Raw genomic sequence first — 20428 nt, forward strand, 5'->3', positions numbered from 1 at the left:
GTCATGATTGTATATAGTGGCGCTGGCTGAACGCCCGCGCAAAGTCCAGCAAGTCCTCGTAGCGCTCAACGGCGTGAATATCCCAGCCCTGCTCGCGGCGCGCGCGTTTCAAGTCGTCATAGGTCTGCTGCAGCCACTGGTGGCTGGCCGCGCCATCCCAGTCGCGCGCCAGGTTCAGGGCCATGGTGCCGCCCGCACCGCCCTGGGCCAGTGCTTTCGCCGAAATATCCCAGCCGCTGTTGCCCAGTTCATCCTGGTCGAACATGGTGGTGATGCCATCGTCGGAAATCATCAAGATGTGCGCGGGCCGTTCGCGCTTGGCCGCATAGGTCTGACGCAGGCGGTGAATGGGGAAACAGGTGCCGCCGCCAAAAAATTCCGTCAGCACGCCGAGGATCATGTCTTCATCGCGCACGAAACCTGGCGTTAGCATCACTTCGTTCTTGCCGCTCCACAGGGTCACCTGCACTTTCGCGCCCGCGCGCAGGGCGGACAAGGCGATGACGGCGCCGGCCAGGGTCAGGAACGAGGTATGCGCCTGCGGGTTCGGCATGGAGCCGGAACTGTCCACGTACATGTCCAGGTCGACGGGCACGGCGTCGGTGGCGCGCGCCGGTTCGCGGCCATACACGCGGCGCACGGTGGTCACGCCCGGCACGGGGCGCGGCGACTGCATCACGGACTGCAGCCAGTCGATGTCTTCCAGCGGGTCGCCAATTTCCCATGGCTCCAGCCCTTCCATCTGCGGCTCCTGCGATTCGGGCGCCGGGCGGCTGGGAAACGCCACCAGGTGCGGCAAAGCCCGCTCGCGGTAGTAGCGGATGGCGATTTCATGGTCGCTCAAGTCCACGCCCGACGCCTTCAGAATGTCGCCCAGCTCGAACGGTTCGCGCAGCTGGCCGCCGCCCGACCTGACTGGCGCCTCGGCCGCAGGTTCGGCGGCAGGTTCCTCGCCATCGAGGCCCGAGATGCGCTTGTCGTGCACGGGATGGATGGCGCCGTCCTCTTCGTCATCCTCGATCTGCTGCGCGCCATACGTCTGGCAGCCGCGTGCCGCGTCGCGCGTGTCCTGCAGATAGCGGCTGGGGTCAATGTCACCCAGGGCATCCGTATCTTCCACCAGGTAGGGCAGCAGCAAGGTGGCGAAGCGGCCCGCCGCCAGCATCCAGTCGTTCGCGTAAACACGGATCAGGCGCGCGCCAAGCCAGGCATCCGTGTCCAGGCGTTCGTCTGCACTACCGCCTCCGAGTTCGCCCTTTTGCAACTGCCACAGATTTTCATAGATGCGCATGTACAGGGTCCACACGCCGCCGCTGCCTTTGGCATTCGCCTCCGCAGAGCGCCCATGCTGCAGTTTGCGGTAGATATCGGCCATGCGCAAATTCGCCTGGCGCTGCAAACGGTCGTTGATGAACAGGTCCGTGTACAGGTTGGCCACCATGGGCGCATGCTGCTCCAGGGTCGGCAAGGCGCGGCGCATGCGCGCCAGCAGGCGGAACTGGTCGCTGGCGCTGCCCGGCGCGAGAATGTGGTGGCCGATTTCATGGGCAAGCACTTCCAGCGCATAGTCGTCCAGGCCCAGCTCCGTCACCAGCGGCAAGTCCACCACCACGCTCTGGTCCAGCAAGCGGATCATGGCGAAGCTGCCGGACAAGCCCTGCCTGCTGGCCTCGACGCGGCTGGCGCACAGGTTCGGGTCGCGCAGGCGCGTAAATTTGCTCCACGCGGCCAGGGCCTCGGGCCAGGCGGCGCGCCAGCGGTCGATCAAGTCGGCATCGTTCTTCATGCGAGCGGCAGCAAACGGATCGCGTGCGTCCACGGCGACGTGATGGCCAGCGTGTGCGCATTCGCGGCAAGCGCGATGTCACCTGCCGGCAGGTCGAGCGCGATGCTGCGCGCGCCGACGTGAACGGTGGCCCCATCGAGGCGCACGGACGCCGGCACGGCGGTTTGCGCCAACTCAAACTCCTGCGCCGTGGCGCTGTGCAGCACGGCGCCATAGGCATCGGCCACCAGCAAATAATGGCGCTCCGCGCTGCGCACAGCGAAGCCAAAGCCGTCCGGCGTGGCGCGCACTTGCGGCGGCGTGGCGAAATCGCCACCCAGGCCACTGAAGCTGCCGAACTCCCTGCCTTCGGCATTGCCGCGCCACGGATTGGCCATGAGCTGCGCATGCACCTGCGGCCAGTGCGCGCCCGGTTCGCCAAAGGCGGCCAACGCCAGCGCATGCGGCAAGGTGTCGGCGGCGGCCAGCGCGCCCTGGCGGAAATGCGCGACGCCGGCGCGCCAGGCCAGCACCTGGCCCACGGCGCGCAGCTGTGCGACGCTGCCGACTTGCGGCGCGACGGCAGCCATCCCGGCCTGCCATTGCGCGGGCCGCGCGCCCGCCACGGAGGAAATGTGGATGGCGGCGTTGCTCAGCATGCCCAGCACGTCGACGGGGGCCATCGCCAGCAGCGGCGCAAACGATGGCGCCAGTTCGCGCCAGACGGTATTGAGGAAGGGATTTTTCGCGGCCGGACCGGCCAGGCCATGGCCCACCAGCTCCAGGGCCATGTCGTAGGCGGCCAGGGTCGCGCCGCCCGCCCGCTCGGGTGCTGCGGCGGCCACGGCCACCACCAGCGGATCGACGCCATCGTGCAAGAAGGCGCCAAAGGCGGCCATGTCGAGCGCGGGAAAGCGCCGGCGCGCTTCCGCCGCGCGGCCGTTGAACTGGGCGCGGCCACTGGCAAGGATAGTTGCGAAGGCAGGAGAAATCATTGTTCCTCCTCAATCACTATGCGAAAAATGCAGCAGATAGCGTTCGCTCCCCGATTCGAACGCGATCTCGTCCCAGTGGATCGCGTACCAGACACCAGGCGGCGGCGTCATCGTCACGATATGCACAGTGAATCCGGCCAGCGACATGTCCAGCGCTTCGAGGAAGGCGTTGACGAGGCAGGCGCGGAAACGGTCCGGCGGCGCCATCCGCATGTGGTCCGACGAAAAGAACCAGCGCTGGCACACCTGCTCCAGGTGCGCGCGCCCGCACGGCGCCATTGTGATCTGCCACAACGGCGCCGGCAGCGCGCGCGCCGGGGCGCTCACATTCAGGGCGTAGTCCTCCACCCGCAAGCCCAGCGCCGTGAGCAGATCCGGCGCGTCGGGCAGGCGCTGCAGCTCGTAGCTTGCGCACAGGTCGCTGGCCTCGCTGTTCAACATGGCCAGCGCGTCGAGAAAACCGCGGCAATGGTCGATATTCAGTGCGTCATTCATTGCGAACGCAGCCAGCTGCGGTAATTCGTATAGCGCTGGTGCAGATATTTGAGCTTCAGCAGGTCATCATACAGGGGGCCGTACAGTTTTCTCCCTTTTGTACGCTCGCCGATCAGCTTTTCGATGCGGTTCAACCGCGCCAGGGTCTCGCGCTCGCTCACGCCATCGAGGCCCAGGTCAAATTCGGCCGACAGCACGCCGACAGGGTCGTCGCGGTCCAGGTCCAAGCGGTTGAATTCATCGTTCGACAAATCGAACAGGCGGCGCAGCCAGCCCAGCCTGTCGCTGCGGTAGGCGGCGTTTTCCGGCAGCGCGAAAAATGGCGCATCCGGGTCCGGCTGCAGCTTGTTATGCAGGACGAATGGCAGCACCTGGCGCAAGTCTTCCAGCTCCACCTCGCCATTGCCGCGGAAATACGCCATGGCCTTGGCATAGATCAACAGCGCCATCAGGGTACGCACGGAAATGCCATTCAAGGTCTGGCAACCGAGATCCTTCAAACGGTCGCGCCCATTGTCGGCCGCCTGCGCGGCGCCCCGGTCGGCGCCGGCCAGGCGGGCCGTATCCTTGGTCATGTATTCGAACTGGCCGCCCGCCGTCTCGAACAGCTCGAACTGGCTGGCGAAGAATTCCAGGCGGCGCCGCACGGCTTCGGGCACGCCCACCTGGCGGATGGATTCGCCAATTTGATCGACCTCCGCTTCCGTGAAGATGATATCGGGCGGCACCAGTTCTTCTGGCCGCACGTTTTCTTCCACACGCAGCAGCAGCTCATTCAGGAAGCGCGGATTGAAGGCCAGCGCCTGCACCGTCACGTCCACCCGGTCGCGCAGCGCTTCGATCACCTGGTAGGTACCGCCGCCCTGGTCATCGTTGGCCGTCAGATACCAGGCCGCTTCCGGACATTCGTAAATATGGTTCAGCACTTCCGCGTAATTGTCGCCCATGACGGTGAGCAGCGCGCTTTGCGTGCGCGTGGGAATGCGGTTGTATTCATCGACGATCTTCACGCGCATGCCCAGCCAGGCGCGCCAGGCGATGCGGATGTCGTCCATGCTTTGCGCGTTCACCAGGTCCGCCGGCAGCGGATTGCCCAGCAAGTCGGCCACCGTCATCTGCGGGTGGCCATGCTGCATGGCGCGCTTGACTTCCTTGACGGTGGAACCGGCCAGCACGCCCATCAACAGGGCGCTGGCCGTCTTGCCACGCCCCGGCCCGCCGACGAACAGGCATTTGCGGCGCGTGGCGAACGTCAGCAGGGGCAGCAAAATGAAGCTGGAATAGCTTTGCGCCGACGGCAAATTCAGGGTGCGGCGGCTGTCGCCCACGGCATACGTCTGCGACGGGCCGTCGTTGTACTCGATGTCGTAATGGGGACTGATGATGGCGTGGTTGACGATCCAAAAGTATGCCTGGCGCAGCTTTTCATCGAAAGGCCGGGCTTGCGCCTCGCCTTCCGCTCCCAGTGCGATGGGGCCCTGGTACAGGTCCGCCACGTCGAACTGCCGCGCGGCAGGCGCCGCCTTGGGTTTGGTGGGGGCCTGGGACAGGCGCTGGAACAGATTAAAAGACGGCATGGCAATATTCTTCCATTAAGGAAATGAAATTATTGCACAAGCCACCTGCAAGCACCGGTTCGGATGAAAAGCAGCTCAGCACGCCATCGGTGTGGCCAAAAACACCGGCTGCCGCTCGGCCAGCGCCGTCAGCGCGGCCACGGCCAGATAATCGCTGGCCGCCATCACGTCGGGCACCATCTGCTGAGCAAAACGCATGATGGATCCCGTCGCTAGCGATGCGGCCAGAGCAGGTCAACCTTCTCGTCGTCGCTCAGCCACCAGCGCTTTCCGTCCTTATCCTTGTGCACACCGAATATTTTCTGGTAGTTGTAGGTCTTGCAGTGCAGCTTCAGCCAGGCGTGGTAGTAGTCATCAAGAAAAGCGCTGAATATCTGCTGGAAGCGTGGTTCGCTGGCGTCTTTTTCGGGCAACTCGAAGGTGCCTAACCTGGCAACGATGTGCGCGATGTCCATCCTGCTGACGCCGTCGAGTTTCACGGGATCGGGCAAGGCGATCCTGAACGCCAGCACTTCCGCCCCCTCCTCTTCCCACCACTCGCGCAAATTGAAGCGGGAAATATCTTTTCCGCTTAGTGCCTGCAATTGATCCGCGAGTCTGTCGTATTCGGCGTTGTCGTCGTCGCCATGTGTGTCACAGAACTGCGTATAAGCCAGTATCGATGCCAAAATCGTGGCATACCTTTCTTCCGCCACAGCCAGTGGGGGCTCCAGCGCTTGCTCTGATTTCATGCTCATCCTTGTTTGATGACGGGTGCCGGCGCCTCGGCGCGCCAGCGCCACCAGCCCAGCGCCACGCAGGCCAGCAGCAAGGCCAGCAGCCCGGCCACTTCATGGCGGATTTCATACAGCGAGGCGCCCATTTGATTAAGCGCAACAAAGCCCTGAATACCGGCCGTGGACGGCAGCAGCCAGCGCAGCCATTGCAGCACGACGGGCATGGACGACACGGGCCAGGTCAGGCCCGCGAGGAACAGCACCGGCATCGAGGTGGCGATCATCAGCTGCGTGCCCCGCTCGCGCGTGCGGAACAGCATGCCCAGCAGCATGCCGAAGGCCGCCTCACACAGCGAGAACAGCACCAGCAGCAAGAGCATGCCGCCAAAGTTGCCGCCACGGGGGTAATCCTGGAACCAGAAGACAAAGCCGAAGAAATAGCAGCAGTTCAAAAACGCCACGCAGGCAAACGCCAGCAGCATGCCCATATACCCACCCGCCGTGCGCCTGCCCGCCACGGGGAAGGCCTTGCGCTGGTACCAGGTGCCGAACAGCATGGTCATGCCGATCAGCAAAGTCTGCTGCACAATGAGAGTAGCCACTCCCGGCACGACATAGGCGCCATAGCCTTCCTTGACGTTAAACAGGGGCACGGCGTCGAAGGCAATGGGCGAGCGCTGCTGGCTGGCCTGGATGGTGGACGGCGTGCCCGCGCCCAAACGCTTGAGCTCAATACCGGCCGACACCGTGCCCACCACTTCGGCCAGCCCGTTCAGGGCCACCTTGTTCAGCATCAAATACAAGCCATTGCCCGCCACTTGCGCGTGGGCGGTGCGGCCGGCCAGCACGTCCGTCTGCAAACCATCGGGAATGATCAATACGCCCATGATCTGGTCGCGCCATAATAAATCCTGTGCGACGGGCAGGTCCGGCGTGACGGCGACCACGTCCAGCGACGGGTGGGCCATGGCGAAGCGCGTCAGCTGGCGCGACATGGCGCTACGGTCCTGGTCGACGACGGCCACGGGCACGCGCTGGACGATTTCCGTCGAATACGGCAGCGGATAGAAGAATGAATAGATGATACCGCCGATAAACAGCAAGGTCAGCGCGCCCTTGTCCGTCAGCATGGCGCGCCAGGTGGCGACAAAGGCCGGCCAGATCATGTGCGCCCCCAGGCGGCAGGCGCATTCGCGCGGCGCGCCAGCAGGAACACGCCCACGGCGCCGCAGCCGATGGCAATACCGGCCAGTATCAGCATTTCCTGCACGCCATAGCGCCATGGCGCGCCGGCCAGCCAGTATTTCGTTTGCAGCTGCAGATAATGCGTAAGCGGCAAGGCTTCCGCCCAGGCGCGCGCTGGCGCCGGCATGGCCATCAAGGGAAAAGCCTGGCCCGCAAACGCGAACGCGGGCGCCGTGATGAAGGCCGCGCCCGACAGCGCCAGGCGCAGGGACAGGGTGGCGGCGATCAGCAAGGTGGCCAGGCCGCAATACGCGAGCACCAGCAACAGCATGCTCAGCAGTAATGCCGGCAAGCTGCCCGCCACGGCCCAATCCCGCGCCAGGCTGAAGAACAGCAAGTACAGCAGCGCCAGCGCGCAATAGGCGACGAGGGGAAACAGCAGCTTGGCGCCCACGGCGCGCAGCCAGCTGCCATGGGCCGAGGCCAGCCATTGCGGCACCGTGCCGTCGCGCAACTCGCGTCCAATACTGGTGACGACGGCGACGACGATGAAAATCTGCAGCATGGCCGGGATCAGGGCCAACGTTAAAAATGCTTCATAGCTGATGTTTTCGTTATACAAACTGTTCAGGGTCGTGCGTATCGGTTCGAACTGGGCCGCCGCCTGCACGCCCGACATACCCTTTTTCACCCGCGCCGTCATCTCGATGCCGGCCGACAAGGTCGTGCTGACCGTGCGCACGTCGCGCAGCAAGGCGCCCGCGTGCGAGGAAAACTGCGCGTTGTACAGCCATTGCACGGTGGCTTGCCGGCCGCCCAGCAGTTTCTGCTCGAAATCGTTCGGGATCAGCAGATAGCCGAACGCCGTGCGCTCGCGCAAGCGATGCAGGGCTTCGTCGCTGGACGCCACTTTCGCCGCCACCTGGATGCCGGGCGAAGCGTCGAGCCAGCGCGTGAGCTGGCGCGACAGGGTGGAATTGTCGTTATCGATGACGACGATGGGCAAGTCGCGCGCGATGCCGGCGGAAAACACCAGCCACAGCATGCCGCACAGCACGACAGGAATCCAGCTGAGCATGCCGAAGTCCCAGAAGTCGCCGCGCAGCCGCCGCCACTCGCGTGCCAGCGCCGCCGGCTGCTCTTTGTCAATCTCGCTCATCGGCTATCAGAGCGGCGGGAACACGACCGACATGCCCGGACGCAAGCCTTCGACCTTGATGGCGGGACGCAAACGGATTTCAAACGTGCGCAAATCCGTGCCGCCCGGACGGGCCGCGCGCCACGTGGCGAAGTCCGGCAGCACGGCGACCGAGCTGACCTTGAAGCTCAGTTGCTGTTTCAAGGCCGGCACGTTCGCCGTGTGCGTGCTGCCCATGGAAAACGCCGCCATTTCATCTTCGCGCACTTGCAGCACGGCCCAGGCGTCATCGAGGTTCACCAGGGTAATCACGGGGAAACCTTGCGGCGCCAGTTCGCCAGGCTGGATCTGGATCTTGCTGACCTGACCGGCCACCGGCGCGGCGATCTTCGTCTCGGCCAGCGCGATCTGCGCTTCCGTCAGCACGGCGCCCACCTGGCGCGCCTGGGCGGCGGCGGCCGTCTTGTCTTCGGGACGGGCGCCCTTTTGCGCCATGTCAAACTGGGCGCGGGCCGCTTGGGCCAGCTGGTCGGCCGCGCGCCATTGCGCTTGCGCCTCATCACGTTTCTGCTGGGCAATCACGCCTTGCTCGAACATATTGTTGACGCGGGTATACGTGGTCTTGGCGATGCTGGCCCCCGTTTGCGCCCGCTCCCAGTTCGCTTTCGCAGCCGCAATTTCTTCCGGACGCGCTCCCGCTTGCGCCTTGTGCGCCACGGCTTCGGCCGCTTGCGTGGCGGCCGTCGCTTGCGCGATCTTCGCATCCACTTCCGGACTCGTCAGCTGGAACAGCAGCTCACCTTTCGGCACCGTCTGGCCCAGCTTGACGTACAGCTCGCCTACCCGGCCCGGCACTTTCGACGAGACATTGACTTCCTGCGCATCCATCTGTCCTTGCAAGGGCAGGCGTTGCGGCTGGAAGGCCTGGTACAAGCCCCAGCCCACGAAGGCCAGGACAATGACGGCGGCGACTATGGCCAAGGGTTTTTTGGAGGTGCTCATTATTATTTGTCCACAGGTAATTGGATATCGGCCGCGGCGGCCAGGCTGCCCAGGCGCTGGGTCTCGCCCGTCGCTTCCAGCAATTGCGCCAGCCCCATCACATAGTTATAGGCCGTCTGCGCGCGCTGGGTTTCCACCTTCGCCAGGTTCAGCCGCGCGTCGACCACTTCCAGCGACGTCACTTGCCCTTGCTGGAAAGCCACGGTTTGCAGGCGGATATTTTCTCGGGCCAGCTCCACCGACGAGGCCGTGGACAGGTACTGGATACGGGCGTTTTCCAGCGCGCGCCAATTCTTTTCGATCAGGGTGGGAATGTCGCGCTCGGCCTGGCGCGCCACCACTTCCACCCGCTCCTGGTCCAGCTTGGCGGCGGCAATCATCTTGCCCGTATTGATGCGGTGCACGAGGGGCACGGACACGACCAGGCCGACGGCCCAGTTCGAGCGCACGAGCTTTTCGTTGCCGCGGTTCAAATTGTAGTTACCGATGGCAAACACGGTGGGCGCATATTCCTTGCCATGCAGCTTCAAGGCTTGCTCGGCCTGCACGCGCTTGCTGTCGATCTTTTTCCAGTTCGCATTTTCGCGCATGCCCGTGCTGATGAACGATTGCAAGGTGCCAACCGGCAAGCTATTGACGAACAGCGGCGTGCTGGGGCGCACTTGCGTATTGACGGCGAGCAAACGATCAAGCGCCACCTGGGCGATTTCCTCGTCGCTGCGCGCCTGCGCTTCGTCGCTGCGGGCGCTGTCCAGGGCCACGTCGGCGCGCAAGCGTTCCGCGCGCGAAATCAGGCCGCCCTTTTCCAGCTTGGCCGCATCGCGCTGGTGCTGCGTCACGCCGGCCGTCACTTCGGCCCGCACGGCCACCACTCTCTTGGCCAGCAGCAACTGAAAATAGCGCTGCGCCACCAGGGTGGCCAGTTGCTCTTCCGCTTCCGTGCGCTCGGCCTGCGCGGCCAGGGTCAGGCTCGATGCGAGCCCCTTGACGGCGTCCAGGCGCCCGCCCGTGTAGATGGGCCACATGCCCAGCAAGCCGAACGAGGTCAGATCCGTCACCACTTCGCGGTTAAGGGAATTGGGAATGTGCGGCGTGGGCAAGCCGGGAATGGGCGGCAGCACGGATTCGATGCCGCCCACCACGCCGGACAAGCCGCTCGTGTCGATGCTCAAATCCGTCGACAAACGGCCGCGAAACGCCGTCAAGTCCACGGAAGGGCCATCGATATTCGACAAGGCTTCCGCCTTCAGTGTTTTCGCGCGCACGTCGAGCGCGGCGCCCTGCACGGCGCCTGAAGCCTTGGCCGCTTGCTGCAGCGCTTCGTTGAATGTCAGCGGCGCGCCGGCCGGCAACTGCGCCAGGGCGGGCATGGCCGCGCCCAGCGCGCCCGCCAGCAATAATGATAAGTGTCCTTGCAATCTGCCCATGTAGCGTCCAGTCAATGAATGAGGGGAAAGCACGGGGTTGCCATGTTTATACTTTCACAATAGCAATTATATCTACGGATGTCTATTCCGGCCTGCACTATTGCCTACTGCGGCGGATACGCAAAAACGGGCGCCTCTTGCGGGACGCCCGTTGAGCTCAAGCAGCTACCCGGCGAATTACTTCTTCGCCTTCTTGCCGCCCTTCTCCTTTTCCTTTTCAAACACGGCAAAGAACTCGGACGCCATGTTGCGGATGGCGCGGCCGATGTTGGCGTAGTCGTATTCGTTCAGGTTGGCCAGCGACACGCGGCCCGACGGGTGCGTGGTGCCGAAGCCGCGGCCAGGCAACAGGATGACGCCCGTTTCCTCGGCCAGGCGGAACAGCGCTTCGTTCGGTTTGAGCTTTTTCAGCAGCCACTGCGAAAACTCCACGCCGTGCATCTGCGCGGCCAGCGATTCCATGTCCAGCAGGTGGTAGTAGCGCACGGAATTGGCGTCGTGCACCATCGGCAAGCCCAGTTCTCGGTACAGCGCTTCCTTGCGGCGCAGCACGATACGCTTCATCGACTGCTTGTACTTTTGCTCTTCATCCATCAGCGAGAACAGGGAGAACAAGGTCATCTGCGCCTGCACGGGCGTGGACAGGCCGGCCGTATGGTTCAACGCCACCGTGCGGCTGTCGGCCACCAGGCGGTCGATGAATTTCAGCTCGCGCGGCTCCGTCGTGATCGAGTGATAGCGCGCGTCCAGCTGCTTCTTGATGGTTTCCGGCAACTTGGCAATCTTGTCGTCGAGTACATTTTTTTCATGCGTGGCCACCACGCCCATGCGCCAGCCCGTCGCGCCGAAGTATTTCGAGAACGAATACACGAGGATGGTGTTGTACGGGCACATGGCGAACAGCGAAACGAAATTGTCGGCAAACGTGCCGTACACGTCATCGGTCAGGATGATCAGGTCCGGGCGCTTCTTGATGATCTTGGCGATGTATTCCAGGGTGTCATCGTCGATCTTGACGGATGGCGGATTGCTGGGGTTGACGAGGAAGAATGCCTTGACTTTCGGGTCCAGCAGCTTGTCCAGCTCTTTCTTTGTGAATTGCCAATTGTTCGATTGCGGCGCATCAATATGCACGGTGTTCAGCTTGTAATCATTGAGCTGGGGAATCTCGATGTACGGCGTGAAGATCGGCATGCCCAGAGCAATCGTGTCGCCTTCCTGGATGATGTGGTTCGATTTCAGGCTGGCGAACAGATACGTCATGGCCGCCGTGCCGCCTTCAACGGCGTACATGTCGAAGTTGCCGACGAACGGATGGTCACCGATCATTTCGCGGTGGATATACTGGCCGACGATTTTCTCGGACAGGCGCAGCATGCGGTCCGGCACGGGATAGTTGCAGCCGAGAATGGCTTCGCACATCTCATAGATGAAGTCGCCCGCATCCAGGCCCAGCTGGTCGCGCACATACGACATGGCTGCCTCGATGAAATGCACGCCGGGGTTGCCTTCATGCTTGCGCACGAAGATTTCGAAGCGCGCCTCGATGCCGTCGCGCGTGGGGAAGCCGCCCACGTCATCCATGTACACATAGGAACGTTCCGCTTCCGTCATGGCGAACTGGCCGAACTGGAAGAAGCCGTGGCGCGGCGTGGTGGCCAGGAAATTCGGGTTGCCGCGGCCCGCATTGAGCATCAGACGGTTGCTTTGCTTGGCCGTCTGGATCAGCGCATCCTTCAATTCGAAGGGGCTCAACAGCGCGAGTTTGCTTGGGTTACTGAAATCCATTTCAACGACTCCTTATCAACTGACAATATGAGAAAAGCCCCGCACAGGCGGCTTAGGTCCTGCAAATACGCCCGACTCAGACAAAGGCCACAATCAGCGGCCCCAGCAAGGTCAGGAAAACGTTGGCCAGGGCATACGTGATGGCAAACGGTACGGTGGGAATCGAGTTTTGCGCCGCGTTCAGCACTTCGCCGAACGCGGGATTGGCGCTGCGCGAGCCGGACAAGGCGCCCGCGAAGATGGCGACGTTGTCATAACGCAAGATGTAGCGGCCGATCAGCATAGTCAAGATCATCGGCAAGATGGTCACCACCACGCCCACGCCGAACAGGGTCAGGCCATGTTCGCGCACGGTTTGCACGGCTTGCAGGCCGGACGTGAGGCCGACGACGGCAACGAAGCCGGCCAGGCCCAGGTCTTTCAGGATTTGCACGGCGCCGCTGGGCATGTAGCCAAACGTCTGGCGCTTCGCGCGGAACCAGCCGAATACCAGGCCCGACAGCAGCACGCCGCCGCCGCTGCCCAGGGTCAGCGGAATCGAGCCGATGCGCGCCACCAGCAAGCCCACGAGCAGCCCGACGACGAGGCCGGCGCCCATGTAGACGAAGTCCGTCTTGGCGCTCGGCACGATCATGTAGCCCACTTCGGCCGCCACGCGCTTGACGTCCTGCTCGGCGCCATAGATGGTCACCACATCGCCCGTCTGCACGACGGTTTCCGCTTGCATGGGCAGAATCTTGCCCATGCGGCTCAGTTGCACGACAAAGATGCCGTGGCGCACGCCCGGCGCCGTCGCGCTGCGGATTTCGCCCACCGTCTTGTTGTGGTAAGCCTTGTTGGTCAGCACCATGTCGCGGCGCTGCATCACCAGTTCCATGCCTTCGACTGCCAGCAATTCCTTGCCCAGCTGGGAAGACACGCTGAGCATGGCTTCGCGGCGGCCCACCAGCAGCACGCTATCGTCGGCCGCCAGCACCAGGTCCGGGCTGACGTCGATGATCTGGCCATTGCGTTTCACGCGTTCGATGGTGATGGCCGTGCTCGGATGGGCGCTTTCGATGTCCGCCACGGAGCGCCCGGCGCCCGGACCCACGTCGTAGATGCGGCCGATGAGGTCGGGCGCGGCCGGCGTCTGGCCCGGCCCCAGCACTTGCACGCCCGCCTGCAGCGCCGTTTCCGCCTTGATCGCATCTTCGCGGATGGTGCGTCCCATGAGCTTGGGCAAGATATTGACGCAGACAATGATGGCGCCAAACGAGCCGAACACATACGTCACGGCATAGCCGACGGCCACGTTGCCCTGCAGGCGCGCCACTTCGTCGGCCGCCAGACCCAGCTTGGTGATCGCGTCGCCGGCCGTGCCGATGATGGCCGACTGCGTCAAGCCGCCCGCCGCCACGCCGGCCGCCAAGCCCTTGTCCAGGCCAAAGACCCTGGCCAGGATGACCACCGTCAGCAGCGCCGTCACGGCCAGCACGACGGCCAGGATGATTTCGCGCACCGACTGGCGGCCCAGGGAATTGAAGAATTGCGGCCCGCTTTCATAGCCGACGGCGTAGATGAACAGCGCGAACAGCACCGATTTCACGCCGGGATCGATGGCGACGCCCACTTGGCTGACGAGCACCGCCACCAGGAGTGAACCGGCGACCCCGCCCAACTGAAACGAGCCGAACTTGATCTTGCCGATGTAGTAACCCACTGCCAGGGAGAGAAACAAGGCAATTTCAGGCGACTTCTTGAATAACTCATGCAACCATTCCATGCGGACCGCCTTTCGTGTTGAAGGAATTCTTTACTGCGTTTGCCCTTGCTGGCTGCTCATGCGTGCACCGACCCTGCCAGGGCCACGATCAGCGGCCCCAGCAGGGGCAGCACCACGTTCGAGATGGCATAGGTGATCGTGTAGCCCAGCAAGGGCGTGGAATTGCCGGCCGCATTCTGCACGGCCGACAGGGCCGGCGTGCTGCACTGCTGGCCGGCGATGGCGCCCAGCAGCACGGGCGCTTCCAGCTTGAGGAAAAAGTGTCCCACCAGCAGCGACAGCGAGGCGGGGATGACGGCGATCAATACCCCCATCAGCGGCAAGGACAGGCCGTACTGGCGGATCAGATCGATCGCCTGCGGCCCCGACGCCAGGCCCACGCAGGCGATGAAGGTGGCCAGGCCGATATCCTTCATCATGTCGAGCGCGCTGGAGGGGATGCCCTGCATGCCCGGCTTGCGCGCCTGGTACCAGCCGAACACGAGGCCCGTCAGCAAGGCGCCGCCGCCCGTGCCCAGCGAAAACGGGATGCCGCCCAGCTTGGCGGAAAAGCCGCCGATATACACGCCCAGCACGATGCCGATGCTGGCGTAGACGATATTGCTGCGGTCGCCCGTGGGCACGCGCTTGCCGATGGCGGCCAGCGCCGTGTTCAGCTCGCGCCCTTCCGTCGTGCCGTACAGGCGCAGCACGTCGTCGCGCTGCAGGGCCAGGTCGGGCAAGGGCGGCATGCTGTGCTCGCCACGCACGACGGCCGCCACGTGCACGCCGGAGGGCAAGGCCAACTGGCGCAAGGGCTGGCCCACCAGCGCGGCTTGCTGCAGCACCACTTCGACGGCGGAGACGGCCATGTTCAAGCCCGTCGTATCGGCAAATTCCTCGCCCAGGATGGCTTCGGCCGCCACCAGCGCGGGACGGTGGCCGATCACCAGCACTTCGTCGTTATTGCGCAGGCGCAATGCCGGTTCCAAGGGCAAGACCTTGCCATACCGGCGCACGCGCGTGATGCTGGCGCGGCCCGCAAAGATATGCTGCAAGGCGTCGAGGCGGCGTCCCGCGCCGCGGCTGATGCGGTAGGCGCGCCCCACCATCTCCGGCGTGGCCTGCACGCCGTCGCCGTCGGTCTGCGCGCCGCCCATCTTTTCCCACAACTTATCGGCTTCCTCGCGCAGGTTGACACGCAGCAACAGCGGAAAAATCTGGCTGGTGACGATGACGATGGCGATCAGGCCGAAAATGTACGTGATGGAATACGCGGTGACGACGTTGGCCTGCAGCTCGGCGATGCGGGCGGCCGGCAGCGCCAGCTTCGAAATGGCGTCCGTGGCCGTGCCGACGACGGCCGACTCCGTCGCCGCGCCCGCCATCATGCCGGCCGCCGTGCCCTGGTCCAGGCCCAGGAAGCGCGTGGCCAGCAGCACCAGCGCCAGCACCACCACCACTTCGATCAGGCACAGCAGGCCCAGGCGCAAGCCCTTGGCATTCAGGTTGGCAAAGAACTGGGGACCGCCCGCATAGCCGAGGGCAAAGATGAACAGCATGAAGAAGACATTCTTGACGCTGGCGTCCAGGGTGATGCCCAGCTGGCCGATCAGCAGCGCGGCGACCAGGGTGCCGCACACGCCGCCCAGCTGGATGGGGCCGAAGCGTATCTGCCCTGCCGCGTAGCCGAGCGCCAGCGCCAGGAACAGGGCCAGTTCCGGCACCTGGTGCAATACGGACGTGATCGAATCGAGCATGGACGAACCTTCGAAAAGATAACGGATGGTGACAAGGGGACAGCGCGTTCGGCGGCTGGCGGCAGCTGGCTGTGGAACGGGCGCACGACTCCTGCACGGCACCTGCGATAAACGCTTGCGCCGGAGAAATGTTGTTACGAGGAATTATGTTCGGTGAAAATTTTACAAGTGTCAACAGGTGTTCTGTTGAACTCGCCTTGCGTTTCATCAAACATCGGGCGCACGATTGAAGCCACTGTTTGACACTGATCAACAAAACTATTAGTAATGTTTTGGACGATACCAAAGTGCCTTGCGCGCCAGCGGCGTCTCCTCCGGCAAGTCGGGATTGGCCAGCTCCAGCACGTGGCGCCGGGACAGCTGCAGGCCGTCCGCGAGGCGGCCGAAATGGCGCTGGAACAGCTGCGCGAAACTGCCATCGGCGAGCATGCTTTCCAATCCCCTTGCAATGTGGCGTGCCAGTTCCGGCCTGTGCTTGCCGACAAAGAAGTACAGCGCGGCCGGGTAGCGGATGACCAGGTGGGCGTCGAGCGCCAGCGGCAAGTGCGCATGGCTGGCCAGTTCGCTTTGCGCCTCGATTACGGAACGGGGAAAGTAATCGATGCGCCCTGCCGCCAGTTGCTGGAACAGGCCTTCGTAGGTACTCGAGGTATCGAGGCGCAAGCCATTCGCCTGCAGGATGGCGGAGTCGGGCCAGTCGCGCATCTGGCCGGCCGACAGCCGCGCCAGGGCGGCGATGCTGCGCACGCCGCGCAGCAGTTGCGGCTGGCGGGCCTGGATCAGGGCCACGCGCCAGCCGATCAGGCCGCGGTCGATGGGGATGCGCACCGGCAACAATTGCGTTTCGCGCGCGCGGCTCGTCATGGCCCAGACGACGTCGACACCGCCCGACGCAGTGGCGATTTCCTGCATCGCGCGCGTCTGCACCATGCGCAGTTCGGAGCGGCGCAAGGCATACGCCTGACCCGACCTGGCCAGCGCCTGTTGCAGCAAGGCCGTCACATAACCTTGCTGCGGATCATCGAGCGCCTGGTGGCGCGGATACACGAGCGGCAGCGGCGGCACCGCGCCGGCGGCCGCACCCAACGGCCACAGGGCGGCAAGCTTGAGCAGGGGGCGGCGCTGCATGGCCCCTCCTTTCCAGCGCTGTCATAGCGTTCTTATCAGAATGACAGTATCGCGCAGCAGGGCACGCTTGTCGACTGGAATACGGCAACTGTGTACAAAACAACAGCACTTTCAAGGTGACCCGCAGGGCTGGGGATTAATCCAGATCAATAAAACCGCAAATACAAAATAAATCTTGCGTGCTGCTCTGGACGGCATGCGCATGGCTCGCCTACGCTGTTTTTTTATCTGAAAAACAAGAGGAACCCATGCAGACAGCACGCTTGAATATTATCGGAATGGATCATGAAGGCTGCGCCGACAGGCTGACGGGCGCGCTCGAAGCCGTCACGGGCGTGGCCACCGTGTGCGTCTCGCTGGCGCGCCACGGCGCCACGGTGCAGTTCGACGAACGGCTGGCCACGCAGGAACGCCTGCTGGCCGCCGTCAATGACGCCGGCTTCATGGGCGAGGCGACGGATGAAGAACAGCTGGCCTCGTGCAGCGGCGCCTGCGGCCACTGCCGCCACTGAGCGCCCGCCCTCCCTTTTTCCGCTCAGCCTTCGCGCGCGCCCCGGTCGCGCAGATGCGCCAGCACGCGGCGCGGCCCCAGCGCCTGCAGGTCGAATGGCGGCAACTCGATGGCATCGAGCGTATTCTTGAACAGCAAGCCCAGTTCCGTGTCGCCTTCCAGGCTCAAACGGCGGCTGAAGAACAGCGTGTCCGGATCTTCCTGGCGCCGCGCCAGCAGCATCAAATCATGCACGCTGGCGGCGATGCACAGGTCCGGCACGTCCGCATAGCGCTCCGCCACGAACACCGTGCCCTGCCACTCGAAGTCGAAGGCGATGCCCGCGTCCAGCAGCCGCAAGCGCAAGCTGCGCCCTTCCAGGCTGCGCCGCACGTCGTCGGGCAATTGCGGCGCCAGCAGGCGGTTCAAGCCCTGCACGAACAGCCAGGAGGCGGGATACGGGGGCAGTTTGGACAGCAATTCGGCCAGCGGTTCCGGCAGCCGGTACGACACTGCGGGCTTGCTCATGCCGGGACGGGCGGGGACCGGCGCCGGGACGGGCAATCTTTCCAGTTGATCTTGCATGGTGCTTCCTTTCGAGGCGTTCAATGGGCGGCGTGCTGTTCCATGCCGGGCTGGCCGTGCCAGTAGCCGTCGCAGGCGCCGGCCGGCTGGCAGGCCGCCAGCTGAGCCTGGGCGCCGATGCCGCTGACCTGGCCGCGGCGGGCGCGGTCGAAGATGGCGATGACCTGTTCCGTATGCATGGCCTGCGGGCTGATGCGCGCCACCGCCACGCCCATGTCGCGCATGGCGTCGAGTTCGCGCACCAGGTTGTAGACGAGCGCCGACTGCGTCTGCGTGCCATTCAGTACGAGGAAGGGCACTTCGTCGCGCGTGCGCAGCAGCAGGCCGTCCGGCTCTTCCAGGCAGCTGTAGCCGCAATCGTCCTTCGGCAGGTTGCGGTTGCGCGCCGTGAAGCAGCGCGCGGAAAACGCCAGCGGCATGCGCCCGTAGGCGAAGACTTCCGTCTCCAGCCCTTCCGGCTTCTGGCGCTGCATCTCGGCCAGCGCCGTCTGCCCCATTTCCAGCGGCATCACCCAGCGCCGCGCGCCCAGGCGCGCCAGCAATTGCAGGCTGGGGCCATTGAACAGGTTCAGATGGGGACCGGCGACGAAGGACGTGCCCTTTTCCATGCAGTGCACGGCGCCCATGTCGTTGGCCTCGACGCCGTAGCGGCCATTGCCCGTGATGCGGCGCAGGGTCGCCAGTTCGGCGCCCGCCTCGATCAGCGCCTGCGTCGACAGCACCACTTCCTTGCCGGCGGCGGCCAGCATGTCCGCGATATCGAGCCAGTCGGCCAGGCGCACCTCATGCCGGCGCGAGCAGACGGTTTCGCCCAGGTAGACGATATCGACGGCGGTACCGGCGATCTGCTGGTAAAACTCGAAGACGGTGGCGCGCGGCCAGTAGTACAGCAAAGGGCCCAGTGAAAGCTTCAGCATGTTCATCCTCTATTTCCAAGATCTGTGGTAAGCGCCCAAGGTGTGCTGCTGGCCTTCGGCCAGCTTGTCCATGGCCGCCATCCAGCCCGGCTTGACGGCATAGCGCGCATTGCCTTCGCGGCAGGCGTCGATCGCTTCGCGCCACACGCGCGTGACCTGCGCCACGTACGCGGGGCTGCGCTGGCGCCCTTCGATCTTCACGGCGCGCACGCCCATGGCGATCAGCTGCGGCAGCAGCGCCAGGGTATTCAGGCTGGCCGGTTCCTCGATGGCGTAATACTCTTCGTCATTGACTTCGAAACGCCCCTTGCACAGGGTGGGATAGCTGGCGTTTTCGCCGGGCGCATAGCGGTCGATCAGCACGCCGTTCAGGCGCGACTCGAGGCCGTTCGGCGTTTCCAGCCAGCGCACGGATTTCGCCGGCGAGCACACGCCGTGGGTGTTCGGCGCCTCGCCCGTCGCATACGACGACAGCGCGCAGCGTCCTTCGACCATCACGCACAGGCTGCCGAAGCCGAACACTTCGATCTCGACTTCCGTCTTGGCGATCAGTTGCTCCACCTGCGCCATCGACAGCACGCGCGGCAGCACGGCGCGGGCGATGCCGAAGTGTTCATGGTAAAAATTGATGGCTTCGTAGTTGGTGGCCGAACCTTGCACGGACAAGTGCAGGCGCAGCTGCGGGTGGTGCTGGGCCGCATACGCCATCAAGCCCGGATCGGCCACGATCATGGCGTCGATGCCGGCATCGGCGGCGCGGTCGATGGCGCTGCGCCACACGGCCCAGTTGTGCGGCTGCGGATAGGTGTTCAGCGCCAGCAGCACCTTGCGCCCATATTGGTGGGCGTAGCGCACGCCCTCGGCGATGGCCTTCTCGTCGAAATTGAGGCCGGCGAAATTGCGCGCATTGGTGGCGTCGCGAAAACCCAGGTAAACGGTGTCGGCGCCATTGTCGATGGCCGCTTTCAAGGCAGGCAGGCTGCCGGCGGGGCAGACCAGTTCCAGCGGTCCGGCCACGCGGGTGGCGGTGGTTGATTCAAGCATCATGGTGTTCACAGTCCTGTATCGGCTCAGGGTGCAGACTATAGCCCCGCCCAGGCTGCCCAGTCCTTGACGCAGGTGAAGGAATGCATGCATGGCTGGTGCGCGTTCAACTTGCTTGACCTGGCTGTAAAATGCCCCCTTTTCTCCCTCTTCGATTGCCCGCCATGCCCCGCAAACCGCTGCTGATCTTTCTGCTCACCCTGTTCCTCACCGTGCTGCAGGTGCAGTGGGCCTCCCCCACGGAAGGCTACGACGCCGAGGCGCTCTCCGTGCTGTCGCCCGAAGTACTGGGCGCGTATCCGGGCGTGCTGCTGCTGTTCCTGCAAGCCGTCTTCGCGCGCCGCGCCATGCCCGTGACGCGCCAGGCCGCCATCTGCACGGGACTGCTGGCCCTCTACTGGCTGCTGGCCAATTACGTCACGTTCGACGCGCGCGTGGCCAGCTGGAGCACCTTCTCGGCGCGGGAAATCTGGGCGCACGTGCTGCCCGCCTCCATCCTCAGCATCGCCGTCTGCGGCGCCGCCTACTTCGCCGCGAGCGCCTTCATCCTGCGCCAGGGCCGCCTGAAAAAGTAAACGGGGGCGCTTTTTTCACCTGCATCAAGGATTCGTCATGCCACTGCACGCGCCCTTTGACGCCACTATATTTAGTGATTAATCTCCATAAAAACAC

At 64.1% G+C, this 20428-nt stretch carries 19 protein-coding genes; 2 read left to right on the forward strand and 17 right to left on the reverse strand.

Annotated elements, in window-relative coordinates:
• Nucleotide 1: 1 nt before the first annotated feature.
• From O3300_RS13995 to O3300_RS14060, 14 genes are all read right to left on the reverse strand, one after another.
• The gene (locus tag O3300_RS13995; protein WP_305053289.1) at nt 2-1786 is read right to left on the reverse strand and encodes a VWA domain-containing protein; all 1785 of its coding nucleotides are present in this window, start codon (nt 1784-1786) and stop codon (nt 2-4) included.
• Nucleotides 1783-2760, reverse strand: coding sequence for a hypothetical protein (locus tag O3300_RS14000; protein WP_305053290.1), 978 nt, complete (start codon nt 2758-2760; stop codon nt 1783-1785). Before O3300_RS14000 ends, O3300_RS13995 begins: the two co-directional genes overlap by 4 nt.
• Before the next feature lie 9 nt (nt 2761-2769).
• Nucleotides 2770-3255 carry a hypothetical protein gene (locus O3300_RS14005; protein WP_305053291.1) on the reverse strand — a complete coding sequence of 162 codons (486 nt, stop codon included), beginning with the start codon at nt 3253-3255 and terminating at the stop codon, nt 2770-2772.
• Nucleotides 3252-4832 (reverse strand): AAA family ATPase, encoded by a 1581-nt coding sequence (locus O3300_RS14010; RefSeq protein WP_305053292.1) that lies wholly within the window; start codon nt 4830-4832, stop codon nt 3252-3254. Before O3300_RS14010 ends, O3300_RS14005 begins: the two co-directional genes overlap by 4 nt.
• A 75-nt stretch (nt 4833-4907) precedes the next feature.
• On the reverse strand, nt 4908-5030 hold the full coding sequence (locus tag O3300_RS14015; protein ID WP_305053293.1) for a hypothetical protein: 123 nt from the start codon (nt 5028-5030) through the stop codon (nt 4908-4910).
• A 14-nt stretch (nt 5031-5044) separates the two neighbouring features.
• Complete coding sequence (locus O3300_RS14020; RefSeq protein WP_305053294.1) at nt 5045-5563, reverse strand: hypothetical protein; 519 nt, start codon at nt 5561-5563, stop codon at nt 5045-5047.
• A 2-nt stretch (nt 5564-5565) separates the two neighbouring features.
• Nucleotides 5566-6714 carry an ABC transporter permease gene (locus O3300_RS14025; RefSeq protein WP_305053295.1) on the reverse strand — a complete coding sequence of 383 codons (1149 nt, stop codon included), beginning with the start codon at nt 6712-6714 and terminating at the stop codon, nt 5566-5568.
• Entirely contained in the window at nt 6711-7892 is a 1182-nt protein-coding gene (locus tag O3300_RS14030; RefSeq protein WP_305053296.1) for an ABC transporter permease, read from the reverse strand. Before O3300_RS14030 ends, O3300_RS14025 begins: the two co-directional genes overlap by 4 nt.
• A gap of 6 nt (nt 7893-7898) precedes the next feature.
• Nucleotides 7899-8873 carry an HlyD family secretion protein gene (locus tag O3300_RS14035; RefSeq protein ID WP_289899049.1) on the reverse strand — a complete coding sequence of 325 codons (975 nt, stop codon included), beginning with the start codon at nt 8871-8873 and terminating at the stop codon, nt 7899-7901.
• 2 nt (nt 8874-8875) lie between these two features.
• Nucleotides 8876-10300: a TolC family protein gene (locus tag O3300_RS14040; RefSeq protein ID WP_257218662.1), complete on the reverse strand. Its 1425-nt coding sequence runs from the start codon at nt 10298-10300 to the stop codon at nt 8876-8878.
• A 177-nt stretch (nt 10301-10477) separates the two neighbouring features.
• Nucleotides 10478-12088, reverse strand: a complete 1611-nt coding sequence (locus tag O3300_RS14045) for a bifunctional aspartate transaminase/aspartate 4-decarboxylase (protein ID WP_099664621.1) — start codon at nt 12086-12088, stop codon at nt 10478-10480.
• Between the two features lie 76 nt (nt 12089-12164).
• Nucleotides 12165-13853 carry an aspartate-alanine antiporter gene (gene aspT, locus O3300_RS14050; RefSeq protein ID WP_305053297.1) on the reverse strand — a complete coding sequence of 563 codons (1689 nt, stop codon included), beginning with the start codon at nt 13851-13853 and terminating at the stop codon, nt 12165-12167.
• 56 nt (nt 13854-13909) lie between these two features.
• Nucleotides 13910-15592 (reverse strand): aspartate-alanine antiporter, encoded by a 1683-nt coding sequence (gene aspT / locus O3300_RS14055; protein ID WP_305053298.1) that lies wholly within the window; start codon nt 15590-15592, stop codon nt 13910-13912.
• A 261-nt stretch (nt 15593-15853) separates the two neighbouring features.
• Nucleotides 15854-16720 (reverse strand): ABC transporter substrate-binding protein, encoded by an 867-nt coding sequence (locus O3300_RS14060; protein ID WP_305053299.1) that lies wholly within the window; start codon nt 16718-16720, stop codon nt 15854-15856.
• 248 nt (nt 16721-16968) lie between these two features.
• On the opposite strand from O3300_RS14060, the gene O3300_RS14065 reads away from it, so the two are divergent.
• Nucleotides 16969-17232, forward strand: a complete 264-nt coding sequence (locus tag O3300_RS14065; protein ID WP_077402408.1) for a heavy-metal-associated domain-containing protein — start codon at nt 16969-16971, stop codon at nt 17230-17232.
• 23 nt (nt 17233-17255) lie between these two features.
• Here the strand turns inward: O3300_RS14065 and O3300_RS14070 are convergent, their stop codons facing one another.
• Genes O3300_RS14070 through O3300_RS14080 form a run of 3 tightly spaced genes read right to left on the reverse strand, consistent with a single transcriptional unit; the run spans nt 17256 to nt 19756 of the window.
• Nucleotides 17256-17795: an SCP2 domain-containing protein gene (locus O3300_RS14070; protein WP_289899053.1), complete on the reverse strand. Its 540-nt coding sequence runs from the start codon at nt 17793-17795 to the stop codon at nt 17256-17258.
• Nucleotides 17796-17815: 20 nt separating this feature from the next.
• Nucleotides 17816-18712: a U32 family peptidase gene (locus O3300_RS14075; protein WP_034783050.1), complete on the reverse strand. Its 897-nt coding sequence runs from the start codon at nt 18710-18712 to the stop codon at nt 17816-17818.
• A gap of 9 nt (nt 18713-18721) precedes the next feature.
• On the reverse strand, nt 18722-19756 hold the full coding sequence (locus tag O3300_RS14080; protein ID WP_289906743.1) for a peptidase U32 family protein: 1035 nt from the start codon (nt 19754-19756) through the stop codon (nt 18722-18724).
• A 164-nt stretch (nt 19757-19920) separates the two neighbouring features.
• Between O3300_RS14080 and O3300_RS14085 the strand changes: the two genes are divergently transcribed.
• Nucleotides 19921-20331, forward strand: coding sequence for a hypothetical protein (locus O3300_RS14085; protein ID WP_305053300.1), 411 nt, complete (start codon nt 19921-19923; stop codon nt 20329-20331).
• The last annotated feature ends 97 nt before the right edge of the window (nt 20332-20428 follow it).

Origin of the sequence: Janthinobacterium sp. SUN206 (assembly GCF_030587305.1) — a bacterium.
Classification (GTDB): domain Bacteria; phylum Pseudomonadota; class Gammaproteobacteria; order Burkholderiales; family Burkholderiaceae_D; genus Janthinobacterium; species Janthinobacterium kumbetense.

Coding starts and splice junctions, on each gene's coding strand:
- O3300_RS13995 (WP_305053289.1), bottom strand. CDS start 1,786: ATGAAGAACGATGCCGACTTGATCGACCGCTGGCGCGCCGCCTGGCCC.
- O3300_RS14000 (WP_305053290.1), bottom strand. CDS start 2,760: ATGATTTCTCCTGCCTTCGCAACTATCCTTGCCAGTGGCCGCGCCCAG.
- O3300_RS14005 (WP_305053291.1), bottom strand. CDS start 3,255: ATGAATGACGCACTGAATATCGACCATTGCCGCGGTTTTCTCGACGCG.
- O3300_RS14010 (WP_305053292.1), bottom strand. CDS start 4,832: ATGCCGTCTTTTAATCTGTTCCAGCGCCTGTCCCAGGCCCCCACCAAA.
- O3300_RS14015 (WP_305053293.1), bottom strand. CDS start 5,030: ATGCGTTTTGCTCAGCAGATGGTGCCCGACGTGATGGCGGCCAGCGAT.
- O3300_RS14020 (WP_305053294.1), bottom strand. CDS start 5,563: ATGAAATCAGAGCAAGCGCTGGAGCCCCCACTGGCTGTGGCGGAAGAA.
- O3300_RS14025 (WP_305053295.1), bottom strand. CDS start 6,714: ATGATCTGGCCGGCCTTTGTCGCCACCTGGCGCGCCATGCTGACGGAC.
- O3300_RS14030 (WP_305053296.1), bottom strand. CDS start 7,892: ATGAGCGAGATTGACAAAGAGCAGCCGGCGGCGCTGGCACGCGAGTGG.
- O3300_RS14035 (WP_289899049.1), bottom strand. CDS start 8,873: ATGAGCACCTCCAAAAAACCCTTGGCCATAGTCGCCGCCGTCATTGTC.
- O3300_RS14040 (WP_257218662.1), bottom strand. CDS start 10,300: ATGGGCAGATTGCAAGGACACTTATCATTATTGCTGGCGGGCGCGCTG.
- O3300_RS14045 (WP_099664621.1), bottom strand. CDS start 12,088: ATGGATTTCAGTAACCCAAGCAAACTCGCGCTGTTGAGCCCCTTCGAA.
- aspT (WP_305053297.1), bottom strand. CDS start 13,853: ATGGAATGGTTGCATGAGTTATTCAAGAAGTCGCCTGAAATTGCCTTG.
- aspT (WP_305053298.1), bottom strand. CDS start 15,592: ATGCTCGATTCGATCACGTCCGTATTGCACCAGGTGCCGGAACTGGCC.
- O3300_RS14060 (WP_305053299.1), bottom strand. CDS start 16,720: ATGCAGCGCCGCCCCCTGCTCAAGCTTGCCGCCCTGTGGCCGTTGGGT.
- O3300_RS14065 (WP_077402408.1), top strand. CDS start 16,969: ATGCAGACAGCACGCTTGAATATTATCGGAATGGATCATGAAGGCTGC.
- O3300_RS14070 (WP_289899053.1), bottom strand. CDS start 17,795: ATGCAAGATCAACTGGAAAGATTGCCCGTCCCGGCGCCGGTCCCCGCC.
- O3300_RS14075 (WP_034783050.1), bottom strand. CDS start 18,712: ATGCTGAAGCTTTCACTGGGCCCTTTGCTGTACTACTGGCCGCGCGCC.
- O3300_RS14080 (WP_289906743.1), bottom strand. CDS start 19,756: ATGCTTGAATCAACCACCGCCACCCGCGTGGCCGGACCGCTGGAACTG.
- O3300_RS14085 (WP_305053300.1), top strand. CDS start 19,921: ATGCCCCGCAAACCGCTGCTGATCTTTCTGCTCACCCTGTTCCTCACC.